The organism is Klebsiella sp. SYXHC3 (genome assembly GCF_057196925.1).
Map to the genome: position 1 here is coordinate 39,517 of NZ_JBXUNG010000015.1, position 18,691 is coordinate 58,207.

Below are 18,691 nucleotides of genomic sequence, written 5' to 3' on the forward strand. Positions count from 1 at the left end.
AACGGCAGGCTTTACGCGGTTTGCGGTCAAAAATTGAAGGCCGGATTGCCGGCCCTTAATTACTATTTGCGACGACGGTTGATAATTTTTCTCATTCGTGGAGGCTGCTATGACCGTGTTGCACAGTACGGATTTCTTTAAGGCCGGCGTCTCGGCGGTGGCGATTGAACCGCGTCTTCCTCAAGCGGCCTTTCCAGAGCATCACCATGATTTTCATGAGATTGTTATCGTTGAGCAGGGTACGGGCATCCACGTTTTCAACGGCCAGCCCTATACCATCAGCGGCGGTTCGGTCTGCTTTATTCGCGATCACGATCGCCATCTTTACGAACACACCAATAACCTGTGTCTGACCAACGTGCTTTACCGCGCGCCGGATGCTTTTCGTTTTCTGACCGGCGTGAACCAGCTGCTGCCACAAGAACAGGACGGCAACTATCTTTCACACTGGCGGGTCAACCAAACGGTGCTACAGCAGGTGCGGCAAATCGTCGGTCAGATGGAAAAGATCGGCCCGGGCGTCGAGCCGCATACCATCGCCAGCCGTGAGATCCTTTTTATGCAGCTACTGGTGCTGCTGCACAGCAACAGCCTGGCGGAAGGCGCCGGCAACCACGAGGCGCGGCTGAATCAACTAATGGCCTGGCTGGAAGACCATTTTGCCGAAGAGATATGCTGGGAGGAGGTGGCGGCGCAGTTTTCGCTCTCTTTACGCACCCTGCATCGTCAGTTAAAGCTGCAAACCGGGCTGACGCCCCAGCGCTATCTCAACCGGGTGCGCCTGATGAAAGCGCGGCACCTGCTGCGCCACAGCGATGATAGCGTGACAGAAATCGCTTATCGCTGCGGTTTCGGCGACAGTAACCATTTTTCGACGCTATTTCGCCGTGAATTCGACTGGTCGCCGCGCGATATTCGCCAGGGGCGCGACGCTATTCTTCAGTAACGCGAGAAGAGTCAACGTATTGCCTCAGCAAAATGCGAATAATGGTTGGTTTCCGCGTCGGGAGTGAGAGTTGTGGCAGGTCAGCTGGTGCTTCGCAAAGATGAGTTTTTTGCCTCCCCCTCGCAGGCGGTGGCGGTGGCTGACCGTTACCCGCAAAACGTCTTCGCCGAGCATACCCATGAATTTTGCGAGCTGGTGCTGGTGTGGCGCGGCAACGGTCTGCATATCCTCAACGATCGCCCGTGGCGGATTACCCGCGGCGATCTCTTTTATATTCGCGCGGAAGATAAACACTCTTATGCGTCGGTCAACGACCTGGTGCTGCAGAATATTATTTATTGCCCGGATCGGCTGCGGCTCAATTTTGACTGGGCGGCGCATATTCCGGGATTATTCGGCACGCCGTGGCAGCCGCACTGGCGGATCGGCAGCAGCGGGATGGCGCAGGTCAGGCAGGTGATTACCCAGCTGGAGCACGAAAGCGCGCGGCAGGATGCGCAGGCGGATAGCATGGCGGAGCTGCTGTTCGCCCAACTGGTGTTGACGCTCCAGCGCTATCGCTACGCCACTGATAACCTGGCGGCGACGCAAAGCGAAACACAGCTCGATAAACTGCTAACGGCGCTGGCCGGAAGTCTGAATCGCCCCTTTAATCTGGATAGCTTCTGTCTGCGTGAAGGCTGCAGCGAACGTGCGTTACGCCAGCAGTTTCGCCAGCAAACGGGAATGACGATAACTCACTATTTGCGCCAGCTGCGGATCTGCCATGCGCAGTATTTACTGCAGCATACCGAGCGGCTAATCGGCGAGATCGCCATGCAGTGCGGGTTTGAGGACAGTAACTATTTTTCGGTGGTGTTTAATCGGGAAATTGGCATGACGCCGGGACAGTGGCGGCAGCGCAGTCGCGCCGCCGCGTAAGGGGAAATCAGTTAGCCATTCCCAGGCCGACGATATTCGCGGCGATGATAATCACCACGCAGCCGAGGCTGAGCACGCTGACCGGGCGGCGTCCGGCGTTGTTCCACTCTTTCAGCACCAGCCCAACCAGCCCGCCACACAGTACGTAGAAGCTCATATGCAGCATCCAGCTCATGTAGTCATACTGCGCCGGGATACTGGCGTGGCCCCAGGCATAGAAGAAGAACTGCAGATACCACATTAGCCCGCCCAATGCGGAAAGCAGAATGTTGCTGATGATAAGCGGTTTTGCCAGTGAGAAGTCGGCTTTTAGCGACAAATCCTTCACTTTGGCGAGGCGAATAAAACAGAAGCCGAGGTTAACCAGTGCGCCGCCGCCCATGATCACCACGTAGCTTGGCAGCGCGGTATACAGCGGATCGACGCCCAGCGCCGCGGCGGCTTCATGCATTGGTTTAGCGGCGTTCATCGCAAATGACATGCCGGCGGAGAAAATACCGCACATTACCGCCAGCATCAGCCCTTTTTTCAGGTTGAACTCTTCCGCTTTGATGCCCATTTTGCGCTCTTTAAGCTGGCCGGCGCGGGTGACGATACCCACGCCAATCACCGCCACCAGCACGCCGAGCAGGGTCATTTGTCCGCCTTTGGTGTGAATCAACACATCAAAGTGGCCGTTGAGGATCGGCGTCATTAAGGTGCCGACGATAAGCGTAATGCCGATAGCGATACCGATACCCATCGACATCCCCAGATAGCGCATGGTCAGGCCATAGTTGATGTTACCGATGCCCCACATCGCGCCGAACAAAAACACCGGCAGCAGCGTGGAAGCGCTAAATGAGCGATAGTAGGCCCAGAAATCGGGCAGCAGCATGGCGCTTATCGCCCACGGCAGAATTAGCCAGGAAACAATCCCGCCGATCGACCACATGGTTTCCCACGACCAGTGTTTCACCTTCTTGAAAGGGGCATAAAAACAGGCGGCACTGGCGGCGCCGATTAAATGCCAAAAAATTCCCATCGTAATCGCATGATTCATTGCCTTTACCCTCATCTGTGTTGGGTTGGATAGACTCTCTCCGATGCGATGAGTGTAAAAATTGCGCAGTTTTTACGCCTTTGAGCTGTTGCCACCTCAGACGAAACTCTGGCAATCAGGGGCTTAATGGGTTGTTTTGGCTCACAAACCGGTGTGTATCTATTTTGGGTATAACCTTAGTAAAACTACGGCATTGATAATCATTTTCAATATCATTTAATTAACTATAATGAACCGACTGCTTACGCGGCGTTAACACCCTCTGCCGCCCGATAATAATGGAGATGATTATGAGTTATACACTGCCATCCCTGCCGTACGCTTACGATGCTCTGGAACCGCATTTCGACAAGCAGACGATGGAGATCCATCATACTAAGCATCACCAGACCTACGTTAACAACGCTAACGCAGCGCTGGAAAGCCTGCCGGAATTCGCTAACCTGTCCGCGGAAGAGCTGATCACTAAGCTTGATCAACTGCCGGCTGACAAAAAAACCGTACTGCGTAACAACGCGGGCGGCCACGCTAACCACAGCCTGTTCTGGAAAGGCCTGAAAACCGGCACCACCCTGCAGGGCGACCTGAAAGCCGCTATCGAGCGTGATTTCGGTTCTGTGGACAACTTCAAAGCTGAATTCGAAAAAGCGGCAGCTACCCGCTTTGGTTCCGGCTGGGCGTGGCTGGTGCTGAAAGGCGACAAACTGGCCGTCGTTTCTACCGCTAACCAGGACTCCCCGCTGATGGGCGAAGCCATTTCCGGCGCTTCAGGCTTCCCGATTATCGGCCTGGATGTGTGGGAACACGCTTACTACCTGAAATTCCAGAACCGCCGTCCGGACTACATCAAAGCCTTCTGGGACGTGGTGAACTGGGACGAAGCAGCAGCGCGTTTTGCCGCCAAAAAATAAGGTTGCATTGTGCTAAGAGAGAAGCGAGTCTGATGACTCGCTTTTTTTATATCCGTAGCAAGGAGAGCAGCAATGCATTATCCGGTGAATGTCTTTGTCGGCAAAATCAGGGACTACGACGGTAGCCGCCCCAGCGCAATTGGCAAAATCCAGGTCGATGGCGAATTACAGCTCGGCGATCTCGGGCTGGAAGGGGACGAGCAGGCGGAAAAGAAAATTCACGGCGGGCCGGATCGCGCGCTGTGCCACTATCCCCGCGAGCATTACCTCGACTGGATCCGCGAATTCCCGCAGCAGGCCGATCTGTTCTGCGCCCCCGCATTCGGCGAAAACCTTTCTACCGAAGGGCTAACGGAAAAAAACGTCTATATCGGCGATATCTTTCGTTGGGGCGAGGCGCTAATTCAGGTCACTCAACCGCGCTCTCCCTGCTTCAAACTGAATTACCATTTCGGTATTAGCGATATGGCGCAACTGATGCAAAACAGCGGCAAGGTTGGCTGGCTCTACCGCATTATCGCCGGCGGCCGGGTTTCCAGCGATGCGCCGCTGGAGCTGGTATCGCGTCTGAGCGACGTGAGCGTGCATGAGGCTGGTGCGATTGCCTGGCATATGCCGTTTGACGACGACCAGTATCACCGTCTGCTATCGGCGGCGGGACTGTCGGTGAGCTGGAGCAGAACCATGCAGAAACGGCGTTTAAGCGGGCAGATCGAGGATAATTCGCGCAGATTATGGGGGAAATAATTCCCCCATATTGAACGTTGCAACCAGTAGCCCGGCTCAGCGTAGCGCAAGCCGGGACAGGGTTAAGTACGCTTATACAGCGGCAGCCAGATTGTTAAACGCAGCCCACCCAGCGGGCTATCGTCGGCTTTAACCCAGCCGCGATGTTGCTGAATCGCCGTTTCGACAATCGCCAGCCCCAGACCGGTGCCGCCGGACTCGCGATCGCGAGCCTCGTCGGTACGATAGAACGGACGGAAAATCTGTTCGCGATCCTCCGGGCTGACGCCCGGGCCGTCATCATCGACGTTGACCGTGATTCCGTCTTTATCCACCGAGAAACTGACGGAAATTTTCGTGTGCGAGTAGCGCAGCGCGTTGCGCACGATATTTTCCAGCGCGCTTTCCAGCGCATTAGGGTTACCGTACAGCGGCCAGGGGCCCGGCGGATACTCAACGGTGAAGGATTTCCCCATCTGTTCGGCTTCAAATGCCGCGTTGTCCAGCACTTCGCCCCACAGCTGATTCGCTTTCACCGTCTCGCTGACCAGCGCGTTTTTCGCCTGATTACGCGACATCACCAGCAGGTCGTTAATCATGCTATCCAGCCGGTGCGCTTCGGTTTCGATACGCTCCAGCTCTTTGCTTTCACCGCTGCGGCGGCGCAGCAACGCAGTGCCTAACTGCAGACGGGTTAACGGCGTGCGTAGCTCGTGCGAGATATCCGACAGCAGCCGCTGCTGGCTGGTCATCATTCGCTCAAGCGCGGTCACCATCTGGTTGAAGCTGGCCCCGGCGGCCAGAAACTCCTGCGGACCGGCTTCCAGTTCAGGATGCTGCCGCAGGTTACCCTGGGCAACTTCGTCGGCGGCGTTTTTCAGCTTGCGCGCCGGTTTCGCCAGACTCCACGCCAGCCAGAGCAGCAGCGGGGCGCTGACCAGCATCGTCACGATAAGCAGTAATAGCGGACGGTCAAACAGCAGGTTGATGAAGTCGGATTGTGAAGTGCTGGCAGGGCGGATGAGATAAAGTTGATAATTATCTTCACCATCCCTGACGGAAAACGGGCCGACCATCTCCAGGCGTCCGTAACGCTTCTTCTGCGGATGATCGGCATTATCGGCCTGGCCGATAAAGTTACGAATGATCTGCATTTCGTTGCGTTCTGCGCCGATCACGCGGCCTTCGCTGGTGACTAGCAGCAGCCGCTGCCCCGGCGGCGCCCACTTATCGATGGCGCGAAACAGGCGTCGCCACCACATCAGGTCGTTCGGCGGGTCGTTCGCCAGTTCGGCCTCGACGTGCTGCTCAATCATGATGCCCTGACGTTGCTCGCTTTCCAGCAGCTCGGTCATCTGGCGCGAGTCCAGCTTGGGCAACATCAGTACCAGCATCAACACCAGCGCCAGCGTGAGCCAGAAGATAGCGAAGATGCGTGCGGTTAAACTTCCAATCATGAAGCAGAAACCATCAGATAGCCGCGTCCGCGCAATGTTTTAAACCACGGATGGCCGTCTTTGCGCTCCGGCAGCTTACGCCGCAGGTTGGAAATATGCATATCGATAGCGCGGTCGAACGGCGTCAGCCGCTTGCCCAGCACTTCCTGGCTTAAGTGTTCACGTGACACCACCTGACCCAGATGCTGCGCAAGCAGATACAGCAGGGTGAACTCGGTGCCGGTCAGCTCCAGCGTTTGCCCATCAAAATTGGCTTCCTGACGACCCGGATTGAGGCTTAACGCATCCACTTCCAGGGTCGGAGAACCGGATTCGGTGGTCTGCTGCTGCTCGCTCCAGTGGGAACGACGCAGAATCGCGCGTATACGGGCCACCAGCTCGCGATCGTTAAACGGCTTAGGCAAATAGTCATCCGCCCCGAGTTCGAGGCCGAGAACGCGATCCAGCTCGCTTCCGCGCGCCGTTAGCATGATAACCGGGGTCTGGTGTGTCTGACGTAATTCTTTAAGCGTGTCGATACCGTTTTTCTTCGGCATCATCACATCAAGCAAAAGGAGATCAATGCTGTCGTCAAGAAGCGCCAGCGCCTGTTCACCGTCATGGGCAACGAGCACATTAAAACCTTCCATATCGAGCAGCTCTTTTAACAGGGAGGTGAGCTCCCGGTCATCATCAACTAACAGGATTTTATTCATTGTTTAAATACCTCCGAGGCAGAAATTACGTCATCAAGGCTCGCTAATCCATGACTTTACGTTGTTTTACACCCCCTGACGCATGTTTGCAGCCTGAATCGTAAACTGTCTCTCGTTGAATCGCGACACAAACGTTTTGGGAGTATGTGATGCGCAATGTTATCGCTGCCGTCATGGCCTCAACGCTGGCGCTAAGTGCTACTAGCCAAGCCGCTGAAGTCGTTACCGGCGTTAACTGGCTCCACGGAGAAGAGGGAGCCCAGCGCAGCGGCCAGAGCCATATGTTTGACGGCATAAGTCTAACCGAACAGCAACGACAGCAGTTACGGGATCTTATGCAACGGGCGCGCCATGACCGGCTCCCTGTTAATGTTAGCGAACTGGAGACAATGCATAGCCTTGTCACCGCAGATAAATTTGATGAAAGCGCTGTGCGCGCTCAGGCAGAAAAGATGGCGCAGGAACAGGTTGCCCGCCAGGTAGAAATGGCGAAAGTCCGCAACCAGATGTACCACCTGCTAACTCCTGAGCAGCAAGCGGTTTTAAATGCTAAGCACCAGCAGCGTATGGATCAGTTGCGTGAGGTTGCAAGGATGCAGAAAGGCTCAGCCATGATGCTTTCCAGTAGTAGCAGTACCGTGCAACCCAAGTAACAAACCCTGTTTTCCTTGCCATAGACACCATCCCTGTCTTCCCCCACATGATGTGGGGGTTTTTTTTGTCTTTTTTTCGCCTCAGCCGCCGCATGCCCGTTCATCTTCCGGGTAAAAGTTCAGGTTATACTAAGCGCATCGCCGGAAAAGGAGCGTTTATGAATCAATCTTATGGGCGGCTGGTGAGTCGCGCGGCTATTGCCGCGACGGCGATGGCCTCCGTGTTACTTTTGATCAAAATTTTTGCGTGGTGGTATACCGGTTCGGTGAGTATTCTGGCGGCGCTGGTGGATTCGCTGGTGGATATTGCCGCCTCGCTGACCAACCTGCTGGTGGTGCGTTACTCGCTACAACCTGCTGATGAAGAACATACTTTTGGCCATGGGAAAGCGGAATCGCTGGCGGCGCTGGCGCAGAGCATGTTTATTTCTGGTTCGGCGTTGTTTCTGTTCCTGACCGGGATCCAGCATCTGATTCGCCCTGAACCGATGCAGGCGGCGGGCGTCGGGATGGTGGTGACGCTGATCGCCTTGATAAGCACCCTGATGCTGGTGACCTTTCAGCGCTGGGTGGTCAGAAAAACCCAGAGCCAGGCCGTGCGTGCGGATATGCTTCATTATCAGTCTGATGTTATGATGAACGGCGCTATTCTTATCGCCCTCGGCCTCTCCTGGTACGGCTGGCACCGCGCCGATGCGCTGTTTGCATTAGGGATTGGCATCTATATTTTATATAGCGCGCTGCGTATGGGTTACGACGCGGTGCAATCGTTATTAGACCGTGCGCTTCCGGATGAGGAACGTCAGGAAATCATCAGTATCGTGAACAGCTGGCCCGGCGTCAGCGGCGCGCACGATCTACGAACGCGGCAGTCAGGGCCGACTCGCTTTATTCAAATACATTTGGAAATGGAAGATAACCTCCCGCTGGTGCAGGCGCACGTAATCGCCGACCAGGTGGAGCAGGCTATTTTGCGCCGTTTCCCGGGATCGGATGTCATCATCCATCAGGATCCCTGTTCTGTGGTGCCGCCGGCGCGGCAGGGCGTTTTTTGAGCTTTCGGTTATAGTCTGTAAACTCGATGTAAAAATGTGGGGCGGGTAGGCATTTTTTGTATAAATTACCGCCATTTGGTCTGACCTGAATCAATTCAGCCAGAAGCGTTTGATATACTATTGCAATTATCGTCGTGCACTCCTGGTATGGGAGCGCTTCAGGCAACAGGATTATTTTTTGCTTCCTAAGTTCAGAGGTAGTCATGATTAAGAAAATCGGTGTGTTGACAAGTGGCGGTGATGCGCCGGGCATGAACGCAGCAATTCGCGGCGTTGTGCGCGCGGCATTAACGGAAGGTCTGGAAGTTTTTGGAATCTATGACGGTTACCTCGGCCTGTATGAAGATCGTATGGTTCAGCTTGACCGTTACAGCGTGTCCGACATGATCAACCGTGGCGGTACCTTCCTCGGCTCCGCTCGTTTCCCGGAATTCCGCGAAGAGCATATTCGCGCTGTCGCCATTGAAAATATGAAAAAGCGCGGCCTGGACGCGCTGGTTGTTATCGGCGGCGACGGTTCCTATATGGGGGCGATGCGTCTGACCGAGATGGGTTTCCCTTGCATCGGCCTGCCGGGCACCATCGACAACGACATCAAAGGTACTGACTACACCATCGGTTTCTTTACCGCGCTGAGCACCGTTGTTGAAGCGATTGACCGCCTGCGTGACACCTCCTCTTCGCACCAGCGTATCTCTGTGGTGGAAGTGATGGGCCGCTACTGTGGCGATCTGACTCTGGCGGCGGCGATTGCCGGCGGCTGTGAGTTCATCATGGTGCCGGAAGTAGAATATACCCGCGACGATCTGGTGGCTGAAATCAAAGCCGGCATCGCGAAAGGTAAGAAACACGCGATCGTGGCCATCACCGAGCACATGTGCGACGTTGACGAACTGGCTAGCTTCATTGAGAAAGAAACGGGCCGTGAAACTCGTGCGACCGTGCTGGGTCACATTCAGCGCGGCGGCTCTCCGGTTCCTTACGACCGTATTCTGGCTTCCCGTATGGGCGCATATGCCATCGAACTGCTGCTGCAGGGCTTTGGCGGCCGCTGTGTTGGTATCCAGAACGAGAAGCTGGTTCACCACGACATCATCGATGCTATCGAAAATATGAAGCGTCCGTTCAAGTCTGACTGGATGGATTGCGCGAAGAAACTGTACTAAGTTTCGCGGCATAACAAAAAGGCCTTCTCAGTGAGAAGGCCTTTTTTATTAGGGCGTTATCGAGCGCGTTATTCGATATCCAGCGCATCCTCGGAAAGGATGATACCGGTATTGTCGGCATACAGATGATCGCCGGAGAAGAAGGTGACGCCGCCGAAATTGACGCGCACGTCGCTTTCGCCGATACCTTCCCCAGCAGCGGCCACAGGAATGGCGGCTAACGCCTGGATACCGATATCTAAATCTTCCAGGTCGTCAACCTGGCGCACCGCGCCATAGACCACCAGCCCTTCCCATTCGTTCTGTACCGCCAGACGCGCCAGGTCGGCGTCAATTAACGCGCGTCGCACGGAACCGCCGCCGTCGATAAGGAGAATATGACCACGGCCATTCTGCTCGAGCAGATCGTAGAGCAACCCGTTATCCTCGAAACATTTTACCGTAATGATCTGTCCACCAAACGACGACCGCCCTCCAAAGTTGGAAAACAGCGGTTCCACGACATTGACATCTTCCTGGTAGATGTCGCAAAGCTCGGAAGTATCGTATTTCATAGGCTTAACGTTCAGTTGCTGCGAGAATTTTTAGTATATCCCGTGAACTGCATTGTTTGCAAAATCATCAATTGTTAATTGATATTTGTCAGTTATGCCGCCAGCTTACTGCCGATAATCCCGATGACAAACAGCAGGTTGGTTAATAATGCCGCTTTGACCGTGCGTTCCAGCATCGGACGCATCGCCACCGGTTCGCGTTCACGCATGACAAAACGCGCCTGTTTTACCAGCAGCGGAATGGCGAGAATAAACAGCCAGCCCCACAGGCTATGTAGCGCCAGCAGGTTAAAAAGCGCCAGACACAGCGGAGCGCCAAGCAGCAGGACGCTGTGATAACGGCGAGCGTTCACCGGCCCCAGACGGACCGCCAGGGTATTTTTACCGTTCAGGCGGTCGCTATCGATATCGCGCAGGTTATTGATATTCAGCACTGCGGCGGCCAGCAGGCCACAGGCGGTAGCGGGCAGGAAAATAACCGCCTCGATGCTATGCGCCTGCAGATACCAACTGCCGACGACGCTCAGCCAGCCGAAGAAAACCAGCACCGAGATATCGCCAAGGCCAATATAGCCGTAAGGACGCGTGCCAACGGTATAGGTGATAGCGGCGATAATCGACAACCCGCCGAGTACCATAAAGCCGATGAAGTCCGCCATTGTCTGCCAGGCGGAGAACAGCAACGCCAGGCCGGACAGGCAAATCAGCGCTACCGTTACGATCAGCGCGCGTTTCATCTGCGACTGGGTGATGGCGCCTTTTTGCATTCCGCGCAGCGGCCCGATACGGTCAGGTTTATCGCTGCCTTTGACGGCGTCGCCATAATCATTGGCGAGATTAGATAAAATTTGCAGCAAACCGGCGGTAATAAGCGCCAGCAGCGCGACCAGCGGATCGAAGTGGCCTTGCTGCCACGCCAACGCGGTGCCGACGATGATAGCGGAGAAAGCCAGAGGTAATGTTTTTGGACGCAGGCTTTCAAGCCAGGCCTTAGTGCGTGTTATCGGTTGTTCAGTCATTTCTTTCAGCCAAAAAAATGGGGCTATCATAGCCCCACCGTGTGTGATGAAAATGCATTGAACCGGATTATAGGATAAAACGGCTCAGATCTTCATCTGCCACCAGAACATCCAGGTGTTTACCGACATAATCGCCGTCGATGGTCACCGTCTGGCCGTTCATTTCGCTGGCATCATAAGAGATGTCTTCGATCAGACGTTCCAGCACCGTGTGCAGGCGACGCGCGCCGATGTTTTCGGTGGTTTCGTTAACCTGCCATGCCGCCTGAGCGATACGCTTGATACCATCTTCAGTGAATTCGATATTCACGCCTTCGGTCGCCATCAGCGCTTTGTACTGCACGGTGATGGAGGCATTCGGCTCGGTCAGAATACGTTCGAAATCATGGGTAGTCAGCGCTTTCAGCTCAACGCGGATCGGCAGACGGCCCTGCAGTTCCGGGATCAAATCTGATGGGCTGGCGACCTGGAACGCGCCGGAGGCGATAAACAGAATGTGATCGGTTTTCACCATCCCGTGTTTAGTGGAGACGGTGCAGCCTTCCACCAGCGGCAGCAGGTCGCGCTGAACGCCTTCACGAGACACATCCGGGCCGGAGGCGTTGCCGCCGCGCTTACAGATTTTGTCGATTTCGTCGATGAACACGATACCGTGCTGTTCAACGGCGTCGATAGCTTCTTGCTTCAGCTCTTCCGGGTTAACCAGCTTCGCCGCTTCTTCTTCGATAAGCAGCTTCATCGCGTCTTTGATTTTCAGCTTACGCGGTTTCTGTTTCTGGCCGCCCAGGTTCTGGAACATGGACTGCAGCTGGCTGGTCATCTCTTCCATGCCCGGAGGGGACATGATTTCAACGCCCATCGGCGCCGCGGCGAGATCGATTTCGATCTCTTTGTCGTCAAGCTGGCCTTCGCGCAGTTTCTTGCGGAATGCCTGGCGCGCAGCGGAAGGTTCCTGCGGCTGTTCAGCCTGGCCCCAGTTATTTTTCGCCGGCGGGATCAGCACGTCGAGGATACGCTCTTCGGCCATTTCTTCGGCGCGATAGCGGTTTTTATCGATGGACTGCATGCGTACCATTTTGATCGCAGCGTCGGTCAGATCGCGGATGATAGAGTCCACTTCTTTACCAACATAGCCCACTTCGGTGAACTTGGTCGCTTCAACTTTGATGAACGGCGCGTTGGCCAGCTTCGCCAGGCGACGGGCGATTTCGGTTTTACCGACGCCGGTCGGGCCTATCATCAGAATGTTTTTCGGCGTGACTTCATGACGCAGCTCTTCATTAAGCTGCATACGGCGCCAGCGGTTTCGCAGGGCGATAGCAACAGAACGCTTGGCCGCGTCCTGGCCGATAATATGTTTGTCCAGTTCGCTGACAATTTCGCGTGGGGTCATTTCAGACATGGGAGATCCTTACGCTTTAGAAGGTAATTCTTCGATGGTGTGGAAGTGGTTGGTATAGATGCAGATATCCCCTGCAATATCCAACGCTTTCTCGGCGATGTCGCGAGCGCCCATTTCGGTGTTTTCCAGCAGCGCGCGAGCGGCGGCCTGGGCATATGGCCCGCCGGAGCCAATCGCAATCAAATCGTTTTCTGGCTGAACCACGTCGCCGTTACCGGTGATGATAAGCGACGCGTTTTCGTCAGCGACGGCGAGCAGCGCTTCCAGTTTGCGCAGCATGCGGTCGGTACGCCAGTCTTTCGCCAGCTCAACGGCGGCTTTCACCAGATGGCCCTGATGCATCTCCAGCTTACGCTCGAACAGTTCGAACAGGGTGAAGGCGTCAGCGGTGCCGCCAGCGAAACCAGCGATCACTTTGTCGTTGTACAGACGACGCACTTTCTTCACGTTGCCTTTCATCACGGTGTTGCCCAGCGTGGCCTGGCCATCACCGGCGATAACGACATGGCCATTACGGCGAACACTAACTATTGTTGTCACGAGCAGACCCCTTGGTTGCAAAAGCGGAATAGGGGCCCCGCGGGTTACGCGGGGCAGAATGCAATTATAGATGGGGGGGATTTTTGGGGTTTCAACCCCTGGCGGCGAGACGAATGCAGTTTGCGTGTCCGGCCATCTTGAGACGGTTGATCATATCGTTGGCGTTCTCTTTGCCTTTCAGCGGCCCAATCACTACCCGGTTCCAGCCGTTGTTGGTGGTGATATGCGAAGCAAAGCCCTCAAAGGCCAACTGAGCGCGCACGGTTTCGGCCTGCTCGGCGCCTTTAAAGGAACCACACTGAACCATCCAGCTGCGATCGTCTTTCTTCTCGGCGGCCGCGGCTTTCGGCGCTTCTTCTACGCGGGCGACCGGCGCGGCGGCCTGGGTTTTCGGCTGAGCAGTGGTGTTATGCGCCGGCGTCTGCAGCAGATCCTGGTACGGCTGCTGGTTGGACGCGGTTTGCTTCGGCTGCTGTTGCTGCACCGGCTTCGGCTGCTGGACGCGCGGCTGTTGCTGCGCGGTCTGCTGCTGCGTCTGCGCCCACTGCTGCTGTTGCGCCTGCTGCTGTTGCTGCGCCAGACGTTGACGCTGCAGCGTCTGCTGACGTTGCGCCGGCGTTTGTTCGTTCCACGGCACTTCAGTCAGCTGCGTAGGCTGCTGACGCATATCCGCCTGCATTTGCGCCAGCAACTGGCGCTGCTCGTCGGTAAGCTGCTCGGGTTTCATCACTTCGCCGCCGGCGGTTGGCTCAGTCGGCGCGCGAACGCCCGGCTGGCGGCTTTCCAGCTCTTTAATATAGCGCCAGCGCTCTTCCGGTTTCGGCGGGAGACCGTTGCCTGCCGCCTGACGGTTCTGCAGCGCTTCCGCTTCTTCTTTCTTGTGATGGGTAATGAAATACAGACCACCGATAAAGGCCACCAGCACGGCCGCTGCGATCGCAACCATAGTCGGTGAAATCGCCGGAAGGCTGCTCTGCTTTTTCCTTGAGCTTCGGGGGCTGCTCTTTTTGCGCCGCGAAGGAGCCGGTTGGCTGCGGCGTACATAATCTCGTTGTGCCACTATCGTTTCGCTGTCTTATATTCGTTCGTCAGCCCGCCATGTTACTTAAGCGGCGGGCCTTTGACCAGAAGAGCAGGCCCGAAAGCCTGATGGTTATCGTCTGATTTTTTGCGTACTGCCGCGAACGATCAGTTCGCAATCGAGCAGACGCGAGCCGCTGTTGACGTTACGGCCCTGCATTTGCTCGAGTAATAGCAGCATTCCTTCACGGCCGATATCAAAACGCGGCTGTGAAACGGTAGTTAACGGCGGATCGCAAAATTCAGACAACGCGATGTTATCAAACCCAACAATCGATAAATCTTCCGGCACCCTCAGGCCGCGACGTTTGGCCAGCGACAATGCGCCCAGCGCCATAACGTCGCTATGGCAAAAGACCGCGGTCGGCGGCACCGGCTGCGCCAGCAGTTGCTCCAGCGCGTTGGCCCCGGCTTCAAAGGTAAAGTTGCCGCGGGCGATGTAGTGCGGATCGACGGTGATACCGCTGCGGCGCAGCGCCTGAACATATCCCTGCAGCCGGTAATGGCACAGCGGCATATCCTCCGGCCCGGCGATACAGCCGATACGTTGATGCCCCAGTTCGTGGAGATAATTAACGGCATTAAACGCGGCGGTCAGGTTATCGATATGCACAGTAGGGAGCTCCAGCTCCGGCGCAAACTCGTTCGACATGACCATCGGCGGCAAATTACGCTGCTCTTCGACGCTGGCGTCGAACGGCAGGCGCGAACTCAGCAGCACCATACCGTCAATTTGTTTGGTGATAATGAGATCAATAAAGGTTTTTTCTTTCTGATTCTGATGGGCGCAATCGCCGATCAGCACCAGATAGCCTTCGTCGGCGGCGGTCACTTCAATGCCGCGAATCACCTCACTGAAGAAGGGATCGCAAATATCCGGCACGATCACAAGGATCGTCCGCGACTCATTGCGTTTCATGTTACGCCCGAGCGACTGCGGTAAATAGCCGACTTCCTGCGCCGCCTGCTCCACCCGACTGCGGGTTGCCTGCGACACTTTGTCGGGATTCATTAGCGCACGGGATACGGTTGCCGTTGAAACGTTTGCCTTCAGGGCGACGTCTTTCATGGTGGCGGCAACCATTTGTTTTTTGGGCTTCACCTGGTTTCTCCTCGCTGACTGCGCAGACACATCCCTTGCGTGCTGACATCAGCAACATTTTTAACAGATAGTACAGCCTGAGAGTTACAGAATTTTCATGAAAAACGTGACGGTTGTTGAATTTTTCGATCCGCCTCGCAAGAGAAGACTTAGCCTTCAATAGGATCGACATCCAGTACCCACTTCACTTTACGCGCTTCCGGCAGGGTGTTTATCAACGCCAGCGTACCGCTGACGATATGTTGTAGACGTATGCGGGAAGGGTGCTGCAGCAGAATTTGCCAGCGCCAGCGACCGCCGCGCTTTGGCGCCAGCGCGGGGACCGGGCCGAGTACCCACAGTTTATCATCGGCCAGCGGGCTGGCCTGCAACAGGTTACGTAACTGTTGTAAAAACAGCGGCGCCTGCTGGTTATTATGGTCTTCGGCGCGGATCAGCACGTGACTGGTCCACGGCGGTAGCTGCATGGTTTGCCGTTCCGCCAGCGCCTGCTCGGCAAACGCATCGTAGCCTTTATACAGCAGGGTCTGCAGCAGCGGGTGTTCCGGATGATGGGTTTGCAGGATCACTTCACCCTGCTTGCCCGCGCGCCCGGCGCGGCCGGAGACCTGGGTATAGAGCTGGGCAAAACGCTCCGCCGAGCGAAAGTCGGCGGAAAACAGCGCGCCGTCGACATCCAGCAGCGACACCAGGGTGACGTCCGGGAAATGATGTCCCTTAGCCAGCATTTGGGTGCCAATCAGAATGCGTGCGCCGCCGCGATGGACGTCGGCAAGATATTGCTCCAGCGCCCCTTTACGGCTGGTGGTATCGCGGTCGATACGTGAGATTGGTACATCAGGGAACATCGGCGCCAGCGCCTGCTCCAGCTGTTCAGTCCCGAGACCCACTGGCATCAGGTGCGTCGACCCGCAGGAAGGACATTGGCGCGGAATGGGGCGCTGGCTGTCGCAGTGGTGGCAACGCAGATGATGCTGCGCCTGATGCAGGGTGTAGTAACTATCGCAGCGCGGGCACTCCGCTATCCAGCCGCAGTCGTGGCATAGCAGCGCCGGGGCGAAACCGCGGCGGTTCAAAAACAGGATCACCTGATTGTCGGCCTGCAGATGCTGTCGCATGCGGTTAATCAGCGCAGGCGATAGGCCCGCCTGCAACTGCTGGCCTTTTAAATCCAGCACGTGCTGCTGCGCCGGGCGGGCGTTGCCCGCGCGTTTGGTCAGCTTTAACTCACGGTACTTGCGCTGGCGCACGTTATAGAGCGTCTCCAGCGCCGGGGTCGCCGAGCCGAGGATAATCGGGATCTGTTCGCTATGGGCGCGCCATACCGCCAGGTCGCGAGCATGATAACGCCAGCCTTCCTGTTGTTTATAGGAGCTATCGTGTTCTTCGTCGATGACAATAACGCCGAGGTCTTTAAACGGCGTAAACAGCGACGAGCGGGTGCCGATAACGATCGCCGCTTCGCCATTTTTCGCCTTTAACCATGATGCGAGGCGCTCGCTGTCGTTGAGGCCCGAATGCAGGACCTCCACCGGGGCGTTAAAACGCTGGCGGAAGCGGGCGATAGTCTGCGGCGTCAGGCCGATTTCCGGCACCATCACCAGCGCCTGTCGACCCTGCGCCAGCACGTTCTCCAGCACGCTCAGATAGACCTCCGTTTTCCCTGAGCCGGTAATACCCGCCAGCAGCCAGGCGGAGAAACGGTCGGAGGCGCTATGAATTGCCCCGACGGCGGTCGCCTGCTCGGTATTCAGGCGCAGCCGTTCGCCGGGCACCGCGAAGCTGGTCCGCCAGTCAATAATCGCTGGCGCTTCGCAGGCTAGCTCCGCCAGCCCTTTGCCACGCAGCGCCTGTAGCGCCGCGTCATTGAATTCAAGTTCTGCGACCTGATAGCGCCAGATTTTGCCCTGGCGCAGCGCCGCCAGCGCCTGCTGCTGCTTCGGCGAGCGTTTAAGGCTGTTGATATCCAGCGCTTGTCCCTGTTCCGTCGCAAACCAGTACCACATTGGCGCGGCGCTGGCCGGTTTGCCCTGGCGCAGCATAATCGGCAGCGCGTGGAACAGCACGTCGCCGATGGGATGATGATAGTAATCCGCGGCCCATAGCAGCATGCGCCAGACGGTAGAGGAAAATACCGGTTCGCTATCCAGCGCTTCGGCGACCGGTTTGAGTTCGGCGAGCGGGAGTTCGCTACGTTCGCTGACCGACACCACGATACCGATCCGCTCCTGTTTGCCGAACGGCACGCGTACGCGACAGCCCGCCTTGACCGGGATGCCTTCAGGCAACAAATAGTCAAAGGTGCGGGGCAGCGGAACGGGCAGGGCGACATGAGCGACGGACATGGAATCTTCCTGACTTGAAATCTGGCGGGTTAGTATACACATTACCGAAGGTGACGCGGATAAGTTTGCATCTGCTGGTCAAATTCTGTATGATTCGCCGCCTTTGGTGCGCTTTATGCCGCATCAAACATCCCAAAACCCGGGAAATTCGCTAAGCCGGTTTACGCCAGCTGCGCGAAGGTCGTCGGGAAATTATTAATATCGCGTGGTGTCTGGCGTTAGGGCTGGAAGAGCGACGCGGCCTTAACTGAGGTTCTCCCATGAAAAAAGGTATTCACCCAAATTACGACGAAATTACTGCTACCTGTTCTTGCGGTAATGTCATGAAAATCCGTTCCACCGTTGGTCACGACCTGAACCTCGACGTGTGCGGTAAATGCCACCCGTTCTACACCGGCAAACAGCGTGATGTTGCTACCGGTGGCCGTGTTGACCGCTTCAACAAGCGCTTCAGCATCCCGGGCAGCAAGTAAGTTGCCAGAAAAAGCCGCCTCAGGGCGGCTTTTTTGTATCCTTCGTCTGGCCAGGCCGAGGGATAAAAAAAGCGGAAGATATCTTCCGCTTTTTTTATGTCTTAGTATTCCCACGTATCCGGGTCGATACCCAGTTCACGCATAATCTCTTTCGCCGCTTCCGGGATTTCATCGCTGCGCTCTTTACGCAGGTCTTCATCGTTAGGCAACGGTTGACCGGTAAAGGCATGCAGGAACGCCTCGCACAGCAGTTCGCTATTCGTGGCGTGACGCAGGTTGTTCACCTGACGACGCGTGCGTTCATCGGTGAGGATCTTTAACACCTTCAGAGGAATGGAAACCGTAATTTTTTTTACTTGCTCACTCTTCTTACCGTGCTCAGCGTATGGGCTGATATATTCGCCGCTCCATTCAGCCATGAGATACCTTAATCCTCTGTTTATTAGTTAAGGGCCAGAACATTACGCCCGACCATAATTGCGCGTAGTTTACCGTATGAGCGTACTTTCCGACATGATATAAGCCGCCGCCGACGTGCGCTAATGCATATAATTTTAACGGCTATTTGTCTTTTGCTCAATCTATACGCAAAGAAGTTTAGATG

General features: G+C 55.9%; 19 protein-coding genes. 8 read left to right on the forward strand and 11 right to left on the reverse strand.

The window, feature by feature from the left end; all coding sequences use genetic code 11:
* Positions 1–109 precede the first annotated feature (109 nt).
* Positions 110–946, forward strand: a complete 837-nt coding sequence (gene rhaS, locus AC2CGP_RS23170) for an HTH-type transcriptional activator RhaS (protein WP_015368943.1) — start codon at positions 110–112, stop codon at positions 944–946.
* A gap of 72 nt (positions 947–1,018) precedes the next feature.
* Positions 1,019–1,867, forward strand: coding sequence for an HTH-type transcriptional activator RhaR (rhaR, locus tag AC2CGP_RS23175; RefSeq protein ID WP_049034564.1), 849 nt, complete (start codon positions 1,019–1,021; stop codon positions 1,865–1,867).
* Between the two features lie 7 nt (positions 1,868–1,874).
* Here the strand turns inward: rhaR and rhaT are convergent, their stop codons facing one another.
* On the reverse strand, positions 1,875–2,909 hold the full coding sequence (gene rhaT, locus AC2CGP_RS23180; RefSeq protein WP_032706783.1) for an L-rhamnose/proton symporter RhaT: 1,035 nt from the start codon (positions 2,907–2,909) through the stop codon (positions 1,875–1,877).
* Between the two features lie 290 nt (positions 2,910–3,199).
* Between rhaT and sodA the strand changes: the two genes are divergently transcribed.
* Positions 3,200–3,820 (forward strand): superoxide dismutase [Mn], encoded by a 621-nt coding sequence (sodA, locus tag AC2CGP_RS23185; protein ID WP_015368940.1) that lies wholly within the window; start codon positions 3,200–3,202, stop codon positions 3,818–3,820.
* A 72-nt stretch (positions 3,821–3,892) separates the two neighbouring features.
* The gene (yiiM, locus tag AC2CGP_RS23190; RefSeq protein ID WP_015368939.1) at positions 3,893–4,567 is read left to right on the forward strand and encodes a 6-hydroxyaminopurine reductase; all 675 of its coding nucleotides are present in this window, start codon (positions 3,893–3,895) and stop codon (positions 4,565–4,567) included.
* Between the two features lie 62 nt (positions 4,568–4,629).
* Here yiiM and cpxA read toward each other — a convergent pair whose 3' ends face one another.
* Together cpxA and cpxR are read right to left on the reverse strand one after the other, a co-directional pair.
* Positions 4,630–6,003 (reverse strand): envelope stress sensor histidine kinase CpxA, encoded by a 1,374-nt coding sequence (cpxA, locus tag AC2CGP_RS23195; protein ID WP_015368938.1) that lies wholly within the window; start codon positions 6,001–6,003, stop codon positions 4,630–4,632.
* Positions 6,000–6,698, reverse strand: coding sequence for an envelope stress response regulator transcription factor CpxR (gene cpxR / locus AC2CGP_RS23200; protein WP_015368937.1), 699 nt, complete (start codon positions 6,696–6,698; stop codon positions 6,000–6,002). Before cpxR ends, cpxA begins: the two co-directional genes overlap by 4 nt.
* Before the next feature lie 149 nt (positions 6,699–6,847).
* Here cpxR and cpxP point away from each other — a divergent pair, with 149 nt between their 5' ends.
* The 3 genes from cpxP (at position 6,848) to pfkA (ending at position 9,572) form a co-directional block, all read left to right on the forward strand.
* Entirely contained in the window at positions 6,848–7,351 is a 504-nt protein-coding gene (gene cpxP / locus AC2CGP_RS23205) for a cell-envelope stress modulator CpxP (protein ID WP_015368936.1), read from the forward strand.
* Between the two features lie 158 nt (positions 7,352–7,509).
* Positions 7,510–8,406: a CDF family cation-efflux transporter FieF gene (gene fieF / locus AC2CGP_RS23210; protein ID WP_015368935.1), complete on the forward strand. Its 897-nt coding sequence runs from the start codon at positions 7,510–7,512 to the stop codon at positions 8,404–8,406.
* A gap of 203 nt (positions 8,407–8,609) precedes the next feature.
* Positions 8,610–9,572: a 6-phosphofructokinase gene (pfkA, locus tag AC2CGP_RS23215; RefSeq protein WP_015368934.1), complete on the forward strand. Its 963-nt coding sequence runs from the start codon at positions 8,610–8,612 to the stop codon at positions 9,570–9,572.
* A gap of 68 nt (positions 9,573–9,640) precedes the next feature.
* Here the strand turns inward: pfkA and rraA are convergent, their stop codons facing one another.
* The 7 genes from rraA to priA form a co-directional block, all read right to left on the reverse strand.
* On the reverse strand, positions 9,641–10,126 hold the full coding sequence (gene rraA / locus AC2CGP_RS23220) for a ribonuclease E activity regulator RraA (protein WP_015703948.1): 486 nt from the start codon (positions 10,124–10,126) through the stop codon (positions 9,641–9,643).
* 92 nt (positions 10,127–10,218) lie between these two features.
* The gene (gene menA, locus AC2CGP_RS23225) at positions 10,219–11,145 is read right to left on the reverse strand and encodes a 1,4-dihydroxy-2-naphthoate polyprenyltransferase (RefSeq protein ID WP_026612186.1); all 927 of its coding nucleotides are present in this window, start codon (positions 11,143–11,145) and stop codon (positions 10,219–10,221) included.
* 67 nt (positions 11,146–11,212) lie between these two features.
* Positions 11,213–12,547, reverse strand: a complete 1,335-nt coding sequence (hslU, locus tag AC2CGP_RS23230; protein ID WP_015368931.1) for an ATP-dependent protease ATPase subunit HslU — start codon at positions 12,545–12,547, stop codon at positions 11,213–11,215.
* Positions 12,548–12,556: 9 nt separating this feature from the next.
* A complete protein-coding gene (gene hslV, locus AC2CGP_RS23235; protein WP_015368930.1) occupies positions 12,557–13,087 on the reverse strand; it encodes an ATP-dependent protease subunit HslV in 531 nt (176 codons plus the stop codon).
* 91 nt (positions 13,088–13,178) lie between these two features.
* Positions 13,179–14,147, reverse strand: a complete 969-nt coding sequence (gene ftsN / locus AC2CGP_RS23240) for a cell division protein FtsN (protein ID WP_071596034.1) — start codon at positions 14,145–14,147, stop codon at positions 13,179–13,181.
* Between the two features lie 93 nt (positions 14,148–14,240).
* Entirely contained in the window at positions 14,241–15,269 is a 1,029-nt protein-coding gene (gene cytR / locus AC2CGP_RS23245; protein ID WP_015368928.1) for a DNA-binding transcriptional regulator CytR, read from the reverse strand.
* A gap of 149 nt (positions 15,270–15,418) precedes the next feature.
* The gene (gene priA / locus AC2CGP_RS23250; RefSeq protein WP_042894754.1) at positions 15,419–17,614 is read right to left on the reverse strand and encodes a primosomal protein N'; all 2,196 of its coding nucleotides are present in this window, start codon (positions 17,612–17,614) and stop codon (positions 15,419–15,421) included.
* Positions 17,615–17,874: 260 nt separating this feature from the next.
* Between priA and rpmE the strand changes: the two genes are divergently transcribed.
* A complete protein-coding gene (rpmE, locus tag AC2CGP_RS23255) occupies positions 17,875–18,087 on the forward strand; it encodes a 50S ribosomal protein L31 (RefSeq protein WP_015368925.1) in 213 nt (70 codons plus the stop codon).
* Positions 18,088–18,188: 101 nt separating this feature from the next.
* Here rpmE and metJ read toward each other — a convergent pair whose 3' ends face one another.
* Entirely contained in the window at positions 18,189–18,506 is a 318-nt protein-coding gene (gene metJ / locus AC2CGP_RS23260; RefSeq protein ID WP_004107547.1) for a met regulon transcriptional regulator MetJ, read from the reverse strand.
* Positions 18,507–18,691: the final 185 nt, after the last annotated feature.